This is a genomic window from Shimwellia pseudoproteus, assembly GCF_016415625.1.
GTDB classification, from domain to species: Bacteria; Pseudomonadota; Gammaproteobacteria; order Enterobacterales; family Enterobacteriaceae; genus Shimwellia; species Shimwellia pseudoproteus.
Genome location: NZ_WBXP01000061.1, coordinates 1 through 15,922, shown reverse-complemented (window position 1 = coordinate 15,922; position 15,922 = coordinate 1). Strand labels below are relative to the sequence as shown.

13 protein-coding genes and 2 pseudogenes are annotated in these 15,922 nt (G+C 56.4%); 6 read left to right on the top strand and 9 right to left on the bottom strand.

All coding sequences use genetic code 11. The features are described from left to right. Positions 1 to 184, top strand: a pseudogene (locus F9C28_RS20415) (hypothetical protein); the annotation flags it as partial. Here F9C28_RS20415 and F9C28_RS18170 read toward each other — a convergent pair. The 9 genes and pseudogenes from F9C28_RS18170 to dnaA all read right to left on the bottom strand — a co-directional run. Further along, a pseudogene (locus F9C28_RS18170) lies at positions 97 to 531 on the bottom strand (galactonate dehydratase); the annotation flags it as partial. The pseudogenes F9C28_RS20415 and F9C28_RS18170 sit on opposite strands and share 88 nt — an antisense overlap. Then, complete coding sequence (locus F9C28_RS18165; protein ID WP_199016688.1) at positions 528 to 1,145, bottom strand: 2-dehydro-3-deoxy-6-phosphogalactonate aldolase; 618 nt, start codon at positions 1,143 to 1,145, stop codon at positions 528 to 530. The gene F9C28_RS18165 and the pseudogene F9C28_RS18170, both read right to left, overlap by 4 nt. Further along, the gene (locus F9C28_RS18160; protein WP_199016687.1) at positions 1,096 to 2,007 is read right to left on the bottom strand and encodes a 2-dehydro-3-deoxygalactonokinase; all 912 of its coding nucleotides are present in this window, start codon (positions 2,005 to 2,007) and stop codon (positions 1,096 to 1,098) included. Before F9C28_RS18160 ends, F9C28_RS18165 begins: the two co-directional genes overlap by 50 nt. After that, entirely contained in the window at positions 2,004 to 2,693 is a 690-nt protein-coding gene (dgoR, locus tag F9C28_RS18155) for a D-galactonate utilization transcriptional regulator DgoR (protein WP_199016686.1), read from the bottom strand. Before dgoR ends, F9C28_RS18160 begins: the two co-directional genes overlap by 4 nt. 1,031 nt (positions 2,694 to 3,724) lie before the next feature. Beyond that, complete coding sequence (gene yidA, locus F9C28_RS18150; RefSeq protein ID WP_199016685.1) at positions 3,725 to 4,540, bottom strand: sugar-phosphatase; 816 nt, start codon at positions 4,538 to 4,540, stop codon at positions 3,725 to 3,727. Positions 4,541 to 4,692: 152 nt separating this feature from the next. Beyond that, entirely contained in the window at positions 4,693 to 7,107 is a 2,415-nt protein-coding gene (gyrB, locus tag F9C28_RS18145; RefSeq protein WP_199016684.1) for a DNA topoisomerase (ATP-hydrolyzing) subunit B, read from the bottom strand. Positions 7,108 to 7,135: 28 nt separating this feature from the next. Further along, positions 7,136 to 8,209, bottom strand: a complete 1,074-nt coding sequence (gene recF / locus F9C28_RS18140) for a DNA replication/repair protein RecF (RefSeq protein WP_199016683.1) — start codon at positions 8,207 to 8,209, stop codon at positions 7,136 to 7,138. 134 nt (positions 8,210 to 8,343) lie between these two features. Further along, positions 8,344 to 9,444, bottom strand: coding sequence for a DNA polymerase III subunit beta (gene dnaN, locus F9C28_RS18135; RefSeq protein ID WP_199016682.1), 1,101 nt, complete (start codon positions 9,442 to 9,444; stop codon positions 8,344 to 8,346). 4 nt (positions 9,445 to 9,448) lie between these two features. Beyond that, positions 9,449 to 10,852: a chromosomal replication initiator protein DnaA gene (gene dnaA / locus F9C28_RS18130; RefSeq protein ID WP_199016681.1), complete on the bottom strand. Its 1,404-nt coding sequence runs from the start codon at positions 10,850 to 10,852 to the stop codon at positions 9,449 to 9,451. Between the two features lie 725 nt (positions 10,853 to 11,577). On the opposite strand from dnaA, the gene rpmH reads away from it, so the two are divergent. The 5 genes from rpmH (at position 11,578) to mnmE (ending at position 15,440) form a co-directional block, all read left to right on the top strand. Further along, positions 11,578 to 11,721, top strand: coding sequence for a 50S ribosomal protein L34 (gene rpmH / locus F9C28_RS18125; RefSeq protein WP_002443734.1), 144 nt, complete (start codon positions 11,578 to 11,580; stop codon positions 11,719 to 11,721). A 15-nt stretch (positions 11,722 to 11,736) separates the two neighbouring features. Beyond that, a complete protein-coding gene (gene rnpA / locus F9C28_RS18120; protein ID WP_199016680.1) occupies positions 11,737 to 12,096 on the top strand; it encodes a ribonuclease P protein component in 360 nt (119 codons plus the stop codon). After that, complete coding sequence (yidD, locus tag F9C28_RS18115) at positions 12,060 to 12,317, top strand: membrane protein insertion efficiency factor YidD (RefSeq protein ID WP_199016679.1); 258 nt, start codon at positions 12,060 to 12,062, stop codon at positions 12,315 to 12,317. Before rnpA ends, yidD begins: the two co-directional genes overlap by 37 nt. Before the next feature lie 2 nt (positions 12,318 to 12,319). Beyond that, positions 12,320 to 13,963: a membrane protein insertase YidC gene (gene yidC / locus F9C28_RS18110; RefSeq protein WP_199016678.1), complete on the top strand. Its 1,644-nt coding sequence runs from the start codon at positions 12,320 to 12,322 to the stop codon at positions 13,961 to 13,963. 112 nt (positions 13,964 to 14,075) lie between these two features. Continuing rightward, positions 14,076 to 15,440: a tRNA uridine-5-carboxymethylaminomethyl(34) synthesis GTPase MnmE gene (gene mnmE, locus F9C28_RS18105; RefSeq protein WP_199016677.1), complete on the top strand. Its 1,365-nt coding sequence runs from the start codon at positions 14,076 to 14,078 to the stop codon at positions 15,438 to 15,440. Positions 15,441 to 15,922: the final 482 nt, after the last annotated feature.

Below are 15,922 nucleotides of genomic sequence, written 5' to 3'. Positions count from 1 at the left end.
TCGATGTGTTTGCGGGAAAAAAATCGGCCCAGATCCGCGAAATTTTAATCAGCGAGTCAGCTTGGGAAGAAATGACCTGCTTATTCGCACCTTCCTTAATTTAAAGGTATCGAAGCCAATATTACGCAGGGAGGTAATACCGGCAATCACCTCAGCCGGACGATCGCCGCCGACCCAGCTATAGGCTTTGATATTATCGCGTACGGCTCCGCCGAGTAATTGCCACACCGGAGCGTTAAGCGCTTTGCCTTTAATATCCCATAGCGCCTGATCAATACCGGCGATGGCGCTCATCAGTATCGGGCCGCCGCGGTAAAATCCCCCCCGGTACATTACCTGCCACAAGTCATTGATTCGCGCCGGGTCCTGGCCTATCAGATACTCACCCAGTTCGTGAACCGCCGCCTCGACAGTGCGGGCCCGGCCTTCAATTACCGGCTCTCCCCAGCCAGTAATTCCCGCGTCGGTTTCAATCTTGAGGAACATCCAGCGGGGGGGTAACCGATAGGTCGTGAGTGTGGTTATCTTCATTGCACAGCCTCCCGATACGCATTCACAAACGCGGTTGCCTGGCGGGCGGTGTCGGCCACGCCCTGCCCTGCCCGGTAAAGATCGCTGCCCAGCCCGGCCCCGGTGCAGCCCGCCGCCAGCCACTGGTGCAGGTTACCCGGGGTAACGCCCCCCACGGCAAACAGCGGGACATCCGCCGGTAATACCGCTTTCAGCGCGCTGATATAGCCAGGCCCGAATGCCGCAGAGGGGAAAATTTTCAGCGCCTGCGCCCCGGCATCCAGGGCACTGAACGCTTCAGAGGCGGTGGCGCACCCGGGGCAGATTGTCATCCCTTGCGCCACGGCCCGGCGGATCACCGCCGGTTGGGTATTGGGGGTAACAATCAGCCGGCAGCCCATGGCCGCCAGGCTGTCCACCTGCTCAGGCGTGAGTACCGTACCGGCGCCAATCAGCGCCCGCTGGCCGAAGGCCGCTATGATAGCGGGAATGCTGTGCTGCCAGTCCGGGGAGTTTAGCGGGATTTCGACAGTGTCGAACCCGGCATCAATCACTGCCGCCACGTGGTCAACGGCCTCTGCGGGTTTAATGCCGCGCAGAATCGCTATCAGCGGAAGTTGGGTTTGCCATTGCATAAGCGATGCTCCTTATACCTGCCTGAAATGCCTCGTCACCGGATATTGCCTGCACCCGGCGCCCGATGGCGTGGAATGCCTGCTGATAGCGCCGGGATAACCCGTCACTGGCGACCAGGGTGATAGAAAGCTGGCGATCGGCATCTGCGGTCATGGTGGCGACGTCGGCCCCAATCAATAAACCGGACAGGTAATCGCTGACGGCGTCCCGGGGCAGCGCGCCGAGGACGTGGGCCGCCCGGACTTCAAACAGCCGCGGCAGAATGGCGGGGTTATCGAGGCCGGTGGCAAGACCATCCTCAAAGGCCGACGGGCTGGGGGTTTGCTCCGGTAAGCCGTTACCGATCAGCGAATGGCGCAGTAGCAGCGCATGTAACTCCCCGGTCATCACGGTCTGGAAGTGGGTTATCTTATGGTGGTGGGTGAACACCCATTTACAGTGGGTGCCGGGCATCACATACAGTGTGGCGGGCGCCAGCTGTGCCGCCCCCAGTAGCTGGGTCTCATCACCGCGCATCACATTCGGATTTTTTGTGCCTGGGGAGCGTATACCGGGCACGATCCAGACGTTATCCGCCACCGGCATCAGCTGGCGACCAATGGCGGACAGCGGCAGCGGGCAGGGCAAATAGGGGGCTTCTTGCCATCCGGCATTACTGCCGACCATGCCCGCCATCAGTACCGGGGTGGTGGCATCACGCCACCCGTCGGTTATCCTGGCTAATATCGCCGCAGGGGATTCGCCATTCAGGCGGGTGATCCCGGCGTCTGATTGCCTGCTGTCGATACATTCTCCATCCCGATACCGCCAGGCCCGTAAGTGGGTGGACCCCCAGTCGATTGCGATATAGCCTGTTGTCATGTGATTTCCTTCAGCCTTCGGGTTGCGCTGGCGATCATCGCCATTGCCGCCTGCTCTGCCGCATCACCATCCTGATGCCGGATAGCATCGAACAGCGCCTTATGCTCCTGCAGGGTGGTGGGCATATTGGCCTCATCCCCCATCCAGGTGCGTTCAAAAATCGCCCGTTGCAGTGAACTGATGGCAATGTTCAGCTGCTGTAGCACCGGGTTATGTGCCGATATCAGCACCGCTTCGTGGTAGCGGATGTCCGCTTCGTTAAAGGCATCCCGCTGCTGGTTGTGGATAATCATGTCATTGAGCGCCGCTTCGATGAGGGCTAAATCGCTGGAGGTAGCGCGCTCAGCGGCCCAGCGGGCAATGGCGGGCTCCACCAGATTACGCACCTCACACATGGCCGCGATCAGCTGCGGGTCGTCATCCTCGGCCAGGCACCACTGCAATACGTCGGTATCCAGGTAATTCCACTGGTTACGGGGCGCGACGAAGGCGCCGCGATAACGTTTCATGTCAATCAGCCGCTTCGCCATCAGGGAGCGGAACACCTCGCGGATGATATTGCGCGAGGTGTCAAACTCGGCACAGAGTTCGGCTTCGGCCGGTAGTGCGGCGCCGGGGGCGTATTTGCCGCTCACGATTTGCTGGCCGAGGGTCAAAATGATGCGGTCTGTCTTGGTTATCGTCATGGCGTGTCCTTAGGTACCCTGTCTTGTGATGATTACTCTACCCCGACAGCCTAAATGCCACGCGATATTGCAGTACAAAAAAAATCATAATGGCCCGTTATCTGTATTTAATGTATTACAAGATTATTGTGTTGTACTACAATTTAGATCACAAAAAGAACAGCCAGGGAAAATATGTGATAGCGGAAGGGAGGTCGGGGTGGTGCAGGTGAATAGCGATTTGCGACTGCCTGTTAGCGTCACTATGCTCGTCTCGTCTGGCGATGGGTTCCGTTCACACTAAGTGAGGTATTCCTATGGGACTTCCGGTCCCCGTGAACGTCCAAAGGGGCGTTTTGGCGCGCCCCTTTGGAATCCCCGCCACCGGCCGATGAAATCGCCGCTGCGCGGTACCCTTTGCTCCGCCCGGTCGCTGATCCGGGGACGGCAAGAGGTAACCTCCCTGTAAGGCTTGCCTCCGCCAGCATCCCTGCTGGCGGCCCCGGGCGACCGGCTACACGCAGGCGATTTCAATGCCGGACTAAACACCCCCGCGGCATAACAGGGCAGTTTCAGCAAAAAGGGTGTTACGGAAAATATCAGGCGTGCAGCGCGGGTGTCAGACCCCCGCATCAGGACAACCGGCGAAAACGCAGGCGCACATCAAGGACTGGCTGCCTGGATGGCAGCCAGAAGGAAGGTTGAGGCATGGATGCCGAATCCTGACTGGTCCGCCAGATGAAGCCGGAGTTGTAGCGCACCGCGTTAGCGGCGGTTTGTCGCGGGCCGGGCAGGTACCCAGGAGGGGACCGGGACCCCCTCCTGGGACGCGACCAGGTTCCGCTAGTGACAAAGGCGTGCCCATCATCAGGGAGCGGAACCCTTCCACTTTACGCACATAGACCGGTGCCTGAATCTGGTAGGTGGTATAGGTAAACGCCAAAAGCGGGGACGAATAGCGATTCGTACCCACCGCCAGTAACCGGCGACTACCCTAAATAAAAAACCCCGCGGGTAAGCGAGGTTATGGGAAAACAGGACAGCAACGGAAATCAGGGCTGAAGCGCATACTCCCGGATAGCCACGGCAACACCGTCTTCCAGATTCGAGGCCGTCACCACATTGGCCGCCTCTTTCACAGAGGAAATCGCATTACCCATCGCCACCCCGGTACCGGCATATTCAAGCATCGCAATGTCGTTCTCCTGATCGCCAATCGCCATCACATTCTGCGGTTGCAGGCCCAGCGCCTCAGCCAGGGAGCGCACCCCGGTGCCTTTATTGACCTGCTTATTGAGGATCTCAAGGAAGAACGGCGAACTTTTCATTACCGTATAGCGCGCCCGGACTTCCGCCGGCAGCCGGGCAATGGCCGCATCCAGCACCTCTGGCTCATCAATCATCATCACTTTCAAAAATTGCGTGGCCGGGTCCATCTTTTCAGCTTCACAAAACACCAGCGGAATGCCGGTGATCGCCGCTTCATGGACGGTATAACGGCTGATATCGCGGTTGGCGGTATACAGCGTGTGGCGATCCAGCGCGTGGAAGTGGGACCCCACCTGATGGGACATCGCCTCCAGATAGCGATAATCGTCATAACTGAGCGAGGTCTGGGCCACGGTACTGCCGTCGCTGGCCTTCTGCACCAGCGCACCGTTATAGGTGATGCAGTAGTCGCTGTCTTTTGTCATCCCCAACTCTTGCAGATAACGCGCCACACCGGCAAAAGGCCGGCCGGTGGTGATAACCACCCGAATACCCTGCGCCCTGGCCTGGGCGATGGCCGCTTTTACTGCCGGGGAAACAGCGTGGTCAGGCAGCAGCAGCGTGCCGTCCATATCAATCGCAATCAGTTTTATCGTCATCGGCTTTTCATCGTCAGAGAGAGCAATGCCTCATGCTAACGCGATTCCGCTCACGAAAATAGCCGCTTTATTGCGCTTTTACCTGGAATGCGACCGGCGCCATAAACAAAAACACCGCCCGAAGGCGGTGTTTTTTCAGCAGCCTCACACCATCAGATATCGATGTTGGCGGCTTTCAGGGCGTTCTCTTCGATAAAGGCACGGCGCGGTTCAACCGCATCCCCCATCAGGGTAGTGAACAACTGGTCCGCCGCAATGGCGTCTTTCACCGTCACCCGCAGCATACGGCGGCTTTCCGGGTCCATGGTGGTTTCCCACAGCTGTTCCGGGTTCATTTCACCCAGACCTTTGTAACGCTGGATAGCCAGACCGCGACGGGACTCTTTCACCAGCCAGTCCAGCGCCTGCTCGAAGCTGGTAATGTTCTGGCGGCGTTCGCCACGCTCAACATAAGCCCCCTCTTCGACCAGGCCACGCAACTGCTCACCCAGGTGACAGATTTTGTGGTACTCGCCGCCGGTAACAAATTCATGATCCAGCGGATAGTCGGTGTCCACACCGTGAGTACGTACCCGGATAACCGGCTCAAAATGCTGTTTTTCCGCGTTATCGTTGATGTCGTACTTCCAGATGCTGCCGTGCTGTTCGCCCTCGGTCAGGTCAGCAATTAAGCTGGACACCCAGCGGGTGACAAAGGCTTCATCTTTGAGGTTGTCTTCGGTCAGGGTCGGATGATAGATAAGCTGGTTAAGCAGGGTGCGCGGGTAGCGGCGCTCCATACGGCCAATCATCTTACGCACATAGTTAAACTCAGAAACCAGCTTCTCAAGGGCCATATCAGACAGCGCCGGGGCGTTGGCATTGATATGCAGCGCCGCGCCGTCCAGGGCGATAGAGGTCTGGTACTGGTCCATGGCGTCATCATCTTTGATGTACTGTTCCTGCTTGCCTTTCTTCACTTTGTAGAGCGGCGGCTGGGCAATATAGACATGGCCACGCTCAACAATTTCCGGCATCTGACGGTAGAAGAAGGTCAGCAGCAGCGTACGGATGTGCGAACCATCCACGTCCGCATCGGTCATGATGATGATGCTGTGGTAGCGCAGTTTATCCGGGTTGTATTCGTCACGGCCAATGCCGCAGCCCAGGGCGGTGATCAGGGTTGCCACTTCCTGGGAAGAGAGCATCTTGTCAAAGCGGGCTTTCTCAACGTTAAGGATTTTACCCTTCAGCGGCAAAATCGCCTGGTTCTTACGGTTACGCCCCTGTTTTGCAGAGCCGCCCGCAGAGTCCCCTTCCACCAGGTACAGTTCAGAGTGCGCCGGGTCACGCTCCTGGCAGTCCGCCAGTTTGCCCGGCAGGCCAGCCAGATCCAGCGCGCCTTTACGGCGGGTCATCTCACGGGCGCGGCGGGCCGCTTCACGGGCGCGGGCCGCATCAATGATTTTACCCACCACGATTTTGGCATCACTGGGGTTTTCCAGCAGGTACTCGCTCAGCAGTTCGTTCATCTGCTGCTCAACGGCGGTTTTCACCTCAGACGAGACCAGTTTATCTTTGGTCTGGGAGGAGAATTTCGGGTCCGGCACTTTAACGGAAACCACCGCAATCAAGCCTTCACGGGCATCATCGCCGGTGGCGCTGACTTTGGCTTTTTTACTGTACCCTTCTTTGTCCATATAGGCGTTCAGGGTACGGGTCATCGCCGCCCGGAAACCGGCCAGGTGGGTACCGCCATCGCGCTGCGGGATGTTGTTGGTAAAGCAGTAAATATTTTCCTGGAACCCGTCGTTCCACTGCAGGGCCACTTCCACGCCGATGCCGTCTTTCTCGGTGGAGAAATAAAACACGTTCGGGTGGATCGGGGTTTTGTTGCGGTTCAGGTATTCAACAAAGGCTTTGATACCGCCTTCATAGTGGAAATGGTCTTCTTTGCCGTCGCGTTTATCGCGCAGGCGGATAGAAACGCCAGAGTTCAGGAATGACAGCTCGCGCAGACGTTTCGCCAGAATTTCATATTCAAACTCAGTGACATTGGTGAAGGTTTGCAGGCTTGGCCAGAAACGCACCGTGGTACCGGTCTGTTCGGTTTCACCGGTCACTGCCAGCGGGGCCTGAGGCTCACCGTGCTGGTAGATCTGGTGGTGAACGTTACCATCGCGACGGATGGTCAGCTCCAGTTTCTGGGACAGGGCGTTAACCACTGACACCCCTACCCCGTGCAGGCCGCCGGACACTTTATAAGAGTTATCGTCAAATTTCCCCCCGGCGTGCAGCACGGTCATGATAACTTGCGCTGCCGATACCCCTTCTTCTGGGTGAATGCCGGTCGGGATGCCACGGCCATCATCCTGGACGGAGACGGAATTGTCCGCGTGAATAGTGACAACGATATCTTTACAGTAGCCTGCGAGCGCTTCGTCGATAGCGTTATCCACAACCTCGAATACCATGTGGTGCAGACCGGTGCCGTCATCCGTGTCGCCGATATACATACCCGGGCGCTTACGCACCGCATCCAGTCCTTTCAGGACTTTGATACTGGAGGAGTCATAAGAATTCGACATCAACGTTTCTCGCTCATTTAAACTTGGGTTAATCGGTTATTTTACCCTGATCCACGGCGAACATCTTTGAATTTTTGTCCGCCATATCCAGTACATGGTCAGCGCTGATCGCACTGACAAAAACCTGGGATTGCGTCGCTTTCAGGCGGCTGGCCAGCAGTCCGCGGCGCGCATCATCCAGTTCAGAGGCAAAATCATCTATCAGATACAGGCAGCGTGGCCCGTTCTGACGGGTTAAAAACTCGCCCTGGGCCAGGCGCAGTGCGCACATCAGCAACTTCAGCTGGCCGCGGGATAAGGTATCTTCTACCGGTGCACCGTCTGCCCGAATGCGAAAGTCCGCTTTATGCGGGCCCACGGCGGTATAGGTTAACATGCGGTCCCGTTCAAAATTACGCGCCAGCACCTCGCCGTAGTCGGTATCCTTTTCCCAGCCCTGCTGGAAGGAAAAAGTCAGGGCGAATTCCGGCAAAAACTGGGCGCAGGTATCCGCCATATCTTCGGCAATGGCCGCACTGTAATCTGCCCGCCAGCGGCTGATCTGGGTCGCCAGCGGGACCAGCTCCTGGTCCCAGGGTAGCAGCTGCGCATACCGGCTGACCTGGCGCAGTGCCGCATTGCGCTGTTTGAGCAGCCGTTTAAGATTACTCCAGGCGGTAAAAAAGCCCGGTTCATTGTGGAAACAGCCCCAGTCCAGAAAGGCCCGGCGGTATTTTGGGCCGCCATTTAGCAAGGTAAACCCTTCCGGGGTGATCAGCTGCATTGGCATCAGCAGCGCTAATTCGGCGACTTTGTGGCCGTCGCTGCCGTCAATCCTGACTTTGCTCTCACCGAGGCGATCTTTGGTCAGCCCCACGGCTATCTCGCGTTGCTCTGCCTGTAACCGGCCATGAAGGACAAACGCCTGTTGCTCGTGGCGGATAACCCGTCCGGTTTGCAGGCTGCGAAATGCCCGGCCGTGGCCAAGGGTGTAGATAGCCTCCAGTACGCTGGTTTTCCCGCTGCCGTTGGCACCGACCAGAAAATTAAAACCGGGGGAAAGTGCAAGATCTGCGGCGGCGATATTGCGAAAATCTTTAATCAGTAGCCGGGACAGAGACATGGTTAACTCATAAGCTGGGGCTGGCAACACACCGGTGGCACACTTTCGGCAACCCCCTGCGAAGGCAGGAGATGCCGCCAGTCTGACACCCGTTTACGCTGCCAGCAAGCCCGAAACGCGCCACCCACAAGCAACTACAGGCGCATCGGCATCACGACATACTGTGCGCTTTGTGAGGCACTGTCTTCGATCTGCACACTGGACACGGAATCGGTCAGACGAATACTGACATTTTCGCATTTCAGGACATTTAATACGTCCAGCACGTAGCTCACATTGAAGCCGATTTCCATCTCGGTGCCGTCGTAACTGACGTCGAGGATCTCTTCGGCTTCTTCCTGTTCCGGGTTATTGGCGGTAATTTTCAGCTGGTTATCCGCCACAAACAACCGCACACCGCGGAATTTTTCGTTGGACAGGATCGCCGCCCGGGAAAACGCCTGCTTGAGCAGATCGCAGCTCGCCTGCAGGGTTTTGTCGGGGTTCTTCGGCAGTACCCGGCGGTAATCCGGGAAACGGCCATCCACCAGCTTGGAGGTGAAGATAAAGTCACCCACGTGGGCGCGGATGTTGTTGCTGCCAATCTGGATACGCAGCGGAGTATCGCCGCCATCCAGCATACGCATCAGTTCAATCACGCCCTTGCGGGGCACAATCACTGAATGGCTCGGCAGTGAGGTACCCACCGGCATGGCACAGACCGCCAGGCGGTGGCCGTCGGTCGCGACAGTGCGCAGGTCTTCGCCTTCGGTTTCGAACAGCATACCGTTGAGGTAATAACGCACGTCCTGGTGAGCCATCGAAAATTGGGTGGCTTCAATCAGGCGTTTCATGGTGGCCTGGGGCAAGGTAAATTCGACGTCGATCGGCCAGTCATCAAGGTTCGGGAAGTCTGCGGCAGGCAGGGTGGAAAGTGAAAAACGGCTGCGGCCAAAGCGCACCAGCATCCGGTCCCCTTCGAGGGTCAGCGCGATTTCGGCCCCTTCCGGTAACCCGCGGCAGATATCAAAGAATTTACGCGCCGGTACCGTGGTGGAACCCGGTTCATGGGGCTGCACCAGCGCCACGCGCGCTACCATTTCCATCTCAAGATCGGTCCCCGTCAATGACAGCGTACCGTCCTCCACCTGTAACAGCAGGTTACCCAGGATAGGTAATGTCGGGCGCCCGCCCAGCGGGCCGCTCACCTGTTGCAGGGGTTTTAATAAATGTTCACGTTCAACGGTAAATTTCATAGCATCACGAAGATAGTGTTCTGATTAAGTTGGAAAAATCTTCTTTAATATCGTGGCTTTCTTCACGTAACTGCTCAATCTTACGACAGGCATGCAGTACCGTGGTGTGGTCACGTCCACCAAACGCATCGCCAATTTCCGGCAGGCTGTGGTTGGTGAGCTCTTTGGCCAGCGCCATCGCCATCTGGCGCGGACGGGCAACAGAGCGCGAACGTCGCTTGGACAGCAAATCAGCCACTTTGATTTTATAATATTCCGCGACAGTCTTCTGAATATTATCAATGGTAACCAGCTTTTCCTGGAGCGCCAGCAGGTCACGTAATGCTTCGCGGACGAAATCAATGGTGATCGCCCGGCCGGTAAAGTTGGCATTGGCAATCACGCGGTTCAGTGCCCCTTCCAGCTCACGGACGTTAGAGCGCAGACGTTTGGCAATAAAGAAGGCCACTTCTCCCGGCAGGCGGATGTCGTTCTCATCGGCCTTTTTCATCAGGATCGCCACGCGGGTTTCCAGCTCCGGTGGCTCGATAGCCACTGTCAGCCCCCAGCCAAAGCGCGATTTCAGCCGATCCTCAACGCCATTGATCTCTTTCGGATAACGATCGGAGGTCAAAATTATCTGCTGGTTACCTTCCAGCAGGGCATTAAAGGTGTGGAAAAACTCTTCCTGGGATCGTTCTTTATTGGCAAAAAACTGGATGTCATCGATCAGCAGCGCATCCACGGATCGATAATAGCGTTTGAACTCTTCAATGGCGTTGTTCTGCAGCGCTTTTACCATGTCCTGGACAAAGCGTTCAGAGTGCATATACACCACTTTGGCATTGGGCTTGCGGGCGATAATGCCGTTCCCCACCGCGTGCAGCAGGTGGGTTTTACCCAGCCCGGTACCGCCATAAAGGAACAGTGGGTTGTATGCCCCGCCGGGGTTATCTGCCACCTGACGTGCCGCCGCGCGCGCCAACTGGTTTGATTTACCCTCAACGAAGTTATCAAAGGTATGTTTCAGGTTCACATTGGAACGGTATGAAGGCTCCGCCGGGGCGGGCATGGTGTCCCAGCTGGGGCGCGCCGCCACCGGTGTCACGACCCGGGCAGTATGTTCCGGTGCCGCAACGCTGTTCGCCGGTTCGCGGTTGGTGGCCGTTATGGTGGCCGTTACCGGCTTGCTGCCCACCTCAAAGCGCAGCAGCGGTGCATCAGCACCGCAAAATTCATTGAGCAGTCCATTGATATTGTTTAGGTATTTGTCCCTTACCCAATCGAGCACAAAACGGTTTGGCGCATAAAGGGCCAGCGTGTTATCGCTCAGTTCCGCCTGTAGGGGGCGTATCCACATACTGAATTCTGTGGCTGGTAACTCATCCTGCAATCGGGCAAGACACTGCTGCCAAAGCGAAAGTGACACGGCGGACTCCACTCAAACTAAAGTCGATAAATGACGAAGACAGATTTATTCATGATTGTTGGCACACGCTGACAAACCCGGACCGGGTAGCGTGCGAACCGCTATCTACGGTTTCCCCGAAGCACAAAAGATCCCTGGGGTGCATGATCGGGACCGCGGATCATAGCCTAAAGTTCGTCAGAGATCTTCTGTTTCTCACAGATTCTTCCCGATTTATCCACAGGGTGGGGTCGGGATTGCTTAGTGTAAACGATCCTCTGGCTAAAACAGCATCGTTTCTGGCCAATATTGGAAAATTTAATGATCCCGGATAACAATAGTGCAGGGTGATCCGCGGGAAGATCCTGGATGATCCTTGCGCTTTATACCGGAGTGCTTATAATTCCCCACCCAACATATCTATGCTGTGTATGCTTATATGTTGTACTCCCCGGGATCTGCGGATCGTTTGACTGGCCAGTGTCAGGAAAAGTCCTGCGGCGCGTTAGCCTGATGATGTTGTGTTGCGGTTCGCTGCGGCAGTCAAGCCAGCACCTTTGTGTGTTTGCCTGAGTGCGCGCCAACCTTAAATATCCAGGCTAAATAGGGGAAGTGAATTGACTCCGGAGTGTACAATTATTACAATCCGGCCTCTTTAACAGCCACACTGAGTCATATATCAGGCGATTATTCGCACAGACGTATGCATAACCCAGTGAATTTATTCAAGTTTAGGTAGAAACGCCATGAAACGCACTTTTCAACCGTCTGTACTGAAGCGCAACCGTTCTCACGGCTTCCGTGCTCGTATGGCCACCAAAAATGGTCGTCAGGTTCTGGCACGTCGTCGTGCTAAAGGCCGTAGCCGTCTGACCGTTGCATCTAAGTAATAAGCTAATCCCTGAGTGGTGAAGCTCGCTTTTCCCAGGGAGTTACGTTTGTTAACTCCCACTCATTTCACATATGTCTTCCAGCAGCCAATGCGTGCTGGCTCGCCGCAAATCACCATCCTCGGCCGCCAGAATGAGCTGGGGCATCCCCGCATCGGTCTTACCGTCGCCAAGAAAAACGTAAAACGGGCCCACGAGCGTAATCGGATTAAACGTCTGACGCGTGAAAGCTTCCGTTTACGTCAGCATGATCTTCCGTCTATGGATTTTGTGGTGGTGGCTAAGAAAGGGGTTGCAGACCTGGATAATCAGGCGCTTACTGAGGCGCTGGATAAATTATGGCGCCGCCATTGTCGTCTGGCTCGCGGATCCTGATAGCCCTTATCAGGGTTTATCAAAAGTGTATCAGTCCGCTTCTGGGACCCCATTGCCGCTTCACGCCGACGTGTTCACACTACGGAATTGAGGCATTGCGCAGGTTTGGCGTGATAAAAGGCAGTTGGTTGACAGTGAAACGCGTATTAAAATGCCACCCTTTACACCCTGGTGGTGACGATCCCGTCCCGCCTGGACCTTTTGATACCAGAGAACACTAACGATGGATTCGCAACGCAATCTCCTTATCATCGCTTTGTTGTTCGTGTCTTTCATGATCTGGCAAGCCTGGGAGCAGGATCACGCTCCACAACCACAGGCCCAACAGAGCACGCAGACTACGACGACCTCCGCGGGTAATGCCGCAGACCAGGGCGTTCCTGCCAGTGGTCAGGGCAAAACTATTACAGTAAAAACTGACGTCCTTGAGCTGACTATCAACACCCGCGGTGGTGATGTCGAACAGGCATTGCTGCTGACTTATCCTCAAGAACTGCGTTCGAACAGTCCTTTTGAACTGCTGGAAACCAAACCAAACTTTATCTATCAGGCGCAAAGCGGCCTGACAGGCCGTGACGGCCCGGATAACCCGGCTAGCGGCCCGCGTCCGCTGTACAACACCGCCCAGGATACCTTCACCCTGGCCGATGGCCAGAATGAACTGGCCATCCCGCTGAGCTACACCGATGCCGCTGGTAATACGTTCACCAAAACCTTCACCCTGAAACGCGGTGAGTTTGCGGTAAATGTTGACTACAGCGTGAAAAATACCGGTGCTAAGCCGCTGGAACTGGCAACCTTTGGTCAGCTGAAGCAGACCATGACGCTGCCTGCCACCCGCGATACCGGCAGCAATAACTTTGCGCTGCACACCTTCCGCGGCGCGGCGTACTCCACGCCAGACGAAAAGTATGAAAAATACAAATTCGACAAAATTGCGGATAACGAAAACCTGAACCTGTCATCCAAAGGCGGCTGGGTTGCCATGTTGCAGCAGTATTTTGCCACCGCATGGGTTCCGCGTAACAACGGCACTAACAACTTCTATACTGCCGATCTGGGCAACGGTATCGGCGCCATCGGTTATAAATCCGAACCGGTTCTGGTACAGCCTGGTCAGACTGCTCAACTGGGTAGCACCCTGTGGGTAGGCCCGGAAGTTCAGGATAAAATGGCCGCTGTTGCACCGCATCTGGATCTGACCGTGGATTACGGCTGGTTGTGGTTTATTTCTCAGCCACTGTTCAAACTGCTGAAATTTATCCACAGCTTCCTGGGTAACTGGGGCTTCTCTATCATCGTTATCACCTTTATCGTCCGTGGTATCATGTACCCGCTGACCAAAGCGCAGTACACCTCCATGGCGAAAATGCGCATGCTGCAGCCGAAGATTCAGGCGATGCGTGAGCGTTTAGGTGAAGATAAGCAGCGCATCAGCCAGGAAATGATGGCGATGTACAAAGCAGAGAAAGTAAACCCGCTGGGTGGCTGCTTCCCGCTGGTTATTCAGATGCCTATCTTCCTGGCACTGTACTACATGCTGATGGGCTCTGTTGAACTGCGCCACGCGCCGTTTGCCCTGTGGATCCACGACTTGTCCGCTCAGGACCCGTACTACATCCTGCCGATTCTGATGGGTATCACGATGTTCTTCATTCAGAAGATGTCGCCGACCACAGTAACCGACCCGATGCAGCAGAAGATAATGACCTTTATGCCGGTCATCTTCACGGTGTTCTTCCTGTGGTTCCCGTCTGGTCTGGTGCTGTACTATATCGTCAGCAACCTGGTGACCATTATCCAGCAGCAGCTGATTTACCGCGGTCTGGAAAAACGTGGCCTGCATAGCCGCGAGAAAAAATCCTGATAGCGTAATCAGTTAGCGCTACTCAGCAGAAGGCGGTCATATGACCGCCTTCTTTGTTTTTCAGGGGCGGGCCAGCCGCCAGACTTTACGTTATTCGGGTAGAGAAACACTCATGAGCCATAACGACACTATCGTTGCCCAGGCAACACCCCCAGGACGTGGCGGTGTTGGTATCCTGCGGGTCTCCGGCCAGCAGGCCAGCGCCGTCGCCCAGGCGATACTCGGCAAATTGCCGAAACCGCGCTACGCCGATTACCTGCCTTTCCGGGAGGCTGACGGCACCACCCTCGACCAGGGCATTGCGCTGTGGTTCCCGGGGCCGAACTCCTTTACCGGTGAAGATGTGCTTGAGCTTCAGGGGCACGGCGGCCCGGTTATCCTTGATCTGTTGCTGAAACGCATTCTGACCCTGCCCGGCCTGCGGATTGCCCGCCCGGGGGAATTCTCAGAACGGGCGTTCCTTAACGACAAGCTGGACCTTGCCCAGGCCGAGGCAATTGCCGACCTGATCGACGCCAGCTCCGAGCAGGCGGCCCGCTCGGCGGTTAACTCGTTACAGGGGGCGTTCTCCAGCCGGGTTAATGGGCTAGTGGAAGCACTCACTCACCTGCGTATCTATGTCGAAGCGGCCATCGACTTCCCGGATGAAGAAATCGACTTTTTGTCTGACGGGAAAATCGAAGCCGAACTGAATGACGTGATAGCCAGCCTGGACGCGGTACGTACCGAGGCACGCCAGGGCAGCCTGCTGCGTGAAGGGATGAAAGTCGTCATTGCCGGGCGCCCGAACGCCGGTAAATCCAGCCTGCTGAACGCCCTGGCGGGCCGGGATGCGGCGATCGTCACCGATATCGCGGGCACCACCCGTGACGTACTGCGCGAGCATATCCACATTGACGGAATGCCGCTGCATATCATCGACACCGCCGGGCTGCGTGAAGCCAGTGACGAAGTTGAACGCATCGGCATTGAGCGGGCCTGGCAGGAGATTGAACAGGCCGACCGGGTGCTGTTTATGGTGGACGGGACCACCACAGATGCCACCGATCCTGCCGCCATCTGGCCTGATTTTATGGCCCGCCTGCCGGCGACGTTACCGCTCACCGTGGTGCGTAATAAAGCCGACGCCACGGGCGAGGCGCCGGGTATCAGCGAGGTGAATGGTCACTCACTGGTGCGCCTCTCTGCCCGCACCGGCGGCGGCGTAGAGGTGCTGCGTGACCATCTCAAACAGAGCATGGGCTTTGAAACCAATATGGAAGGGGGCTTCCTGGCCCGCCGTCGCCACCTCCAGGCCCTCGAGCTGGCCGCTGAACACCTCCAGCAGGGCAAAGCACAGCTGCTGGGCGCACGCGCGGGTGAGCTGCTGGCGGAGGATTTACGCCAGGCCCAGCAGGCGCTGAGTGAGATAACCGGGGCGTTTACCTCGGATGATCTGCTGGGGCGTATCTTCTCCAGCTTTTGTATTGGCAAGTGATCGGTCCGGTGGGCGCTGCACACGGTAGCGCCCCCGCTGGCTGCCCTGTTAGCGAGCATTCACCAGCTGGCGGAAGGTGACCCCCTTGCGGACCTTATCCCGCCCCGCGCTATTTTTCACCGCAAGACGCCCCCCGGGATCATTCAGGCCCCCTTGCTGCTGGTCATGACGGACTATAATGGGTCCCGGGCCCGGGATATCGGCGGGTGATTCATAAAGGCTGCTAAACTATTGGCTTATTTTGTGGGCTGGATCACATTTAAATAAAACGCTAAAAAAACAGTGATATATAGCAACATTTACGATTTAATCGCCGACAATATGCATCGGGCTATTAAAAAACAGCGGCCAGTATTGGTATGATGCCGCTTTCCGCTAACTGTTAAGGAAGGTGCGAACAAGTTCCTGATATGAGATCATCATATTCATCCGGAGCGCATCCCAGAGGGACATCATGAGCCATCAACTCACCTTCGCCGATA

Bases quoted from the DNA above. Each gene is read 5' to 3' on its own strand.
- yidA (WP_199016685.1), bottom strand. From the start codon at position 4,540: ATGACGATAAAACTGATTGCGATTGATATGGACGGCACGCTGCTGCTG.
- yidD (WP_199016679.1), top strand. From the start codon at position 12,060: ATGGCGCCGCCATTGTCGTCTGGCTCGCGGATCCTGATAGCCCTTATC.
- F9C28_RS18165 (WP_199016688.1), bottom strand. From the start codon at position 1,145: ATGCAATGGCAAACCCAACTTCCGCTGATAGCGATTCTGCGCGGCATT.
- mnmE (WP_199016677.1), top strand. From the start codon at position 14,076: ATGAGCCATAACGACACTATCGTTGCCCAGGCAACACCCCCAGGACGT.
- rpmH (WP_002443734.1), top strand. From the start codon at position 11,578: ATGAAACGCACTTTTCAACCGTCTGTACTGAAGCGCAACCGTTCTCAC.
- dnaN (WP_199016682.1), bottom strand. From the start codon at position 9,444: ATGAAATTTACCGTTGAACGTGAACATTTATTAAAACCCCTGCAACAG.
- yidC (WP_199016678.1), top strand. From the start codon at position 12,320: ATGGATTCGCAACGCAATCTCCTTATCATCGCTTTGTTGTTCGTGTCT.
- gyrB (WP_199016684.1), bottom strand. From the start codon at position 7,107: ATGTCGAATTCTTATGACTCCTCCAGTATCAAAGTCCTGAAAGGACTG.
- dgoR (WP_199016686.1), bottom strand. From the start codon at position 2,693: ATGACGATAACCAAGACAGACCGCATCATTTTGACCCTCGGCCAGCAA.
- F9C28_RS18160 (WP_199016687.1), bottom strand. From the start codon at position 2,007: ATGACAACAGGCTATATCGCAATCGACTGGGGGTCCACCCACTTACGG.
- recF (WP_199016683.1), bottom strand. From the start codon at position 8,209: ATGTCTCTGTCCCGGCTACTGATTAAAGATTTTCGCAATATCGCCGCC.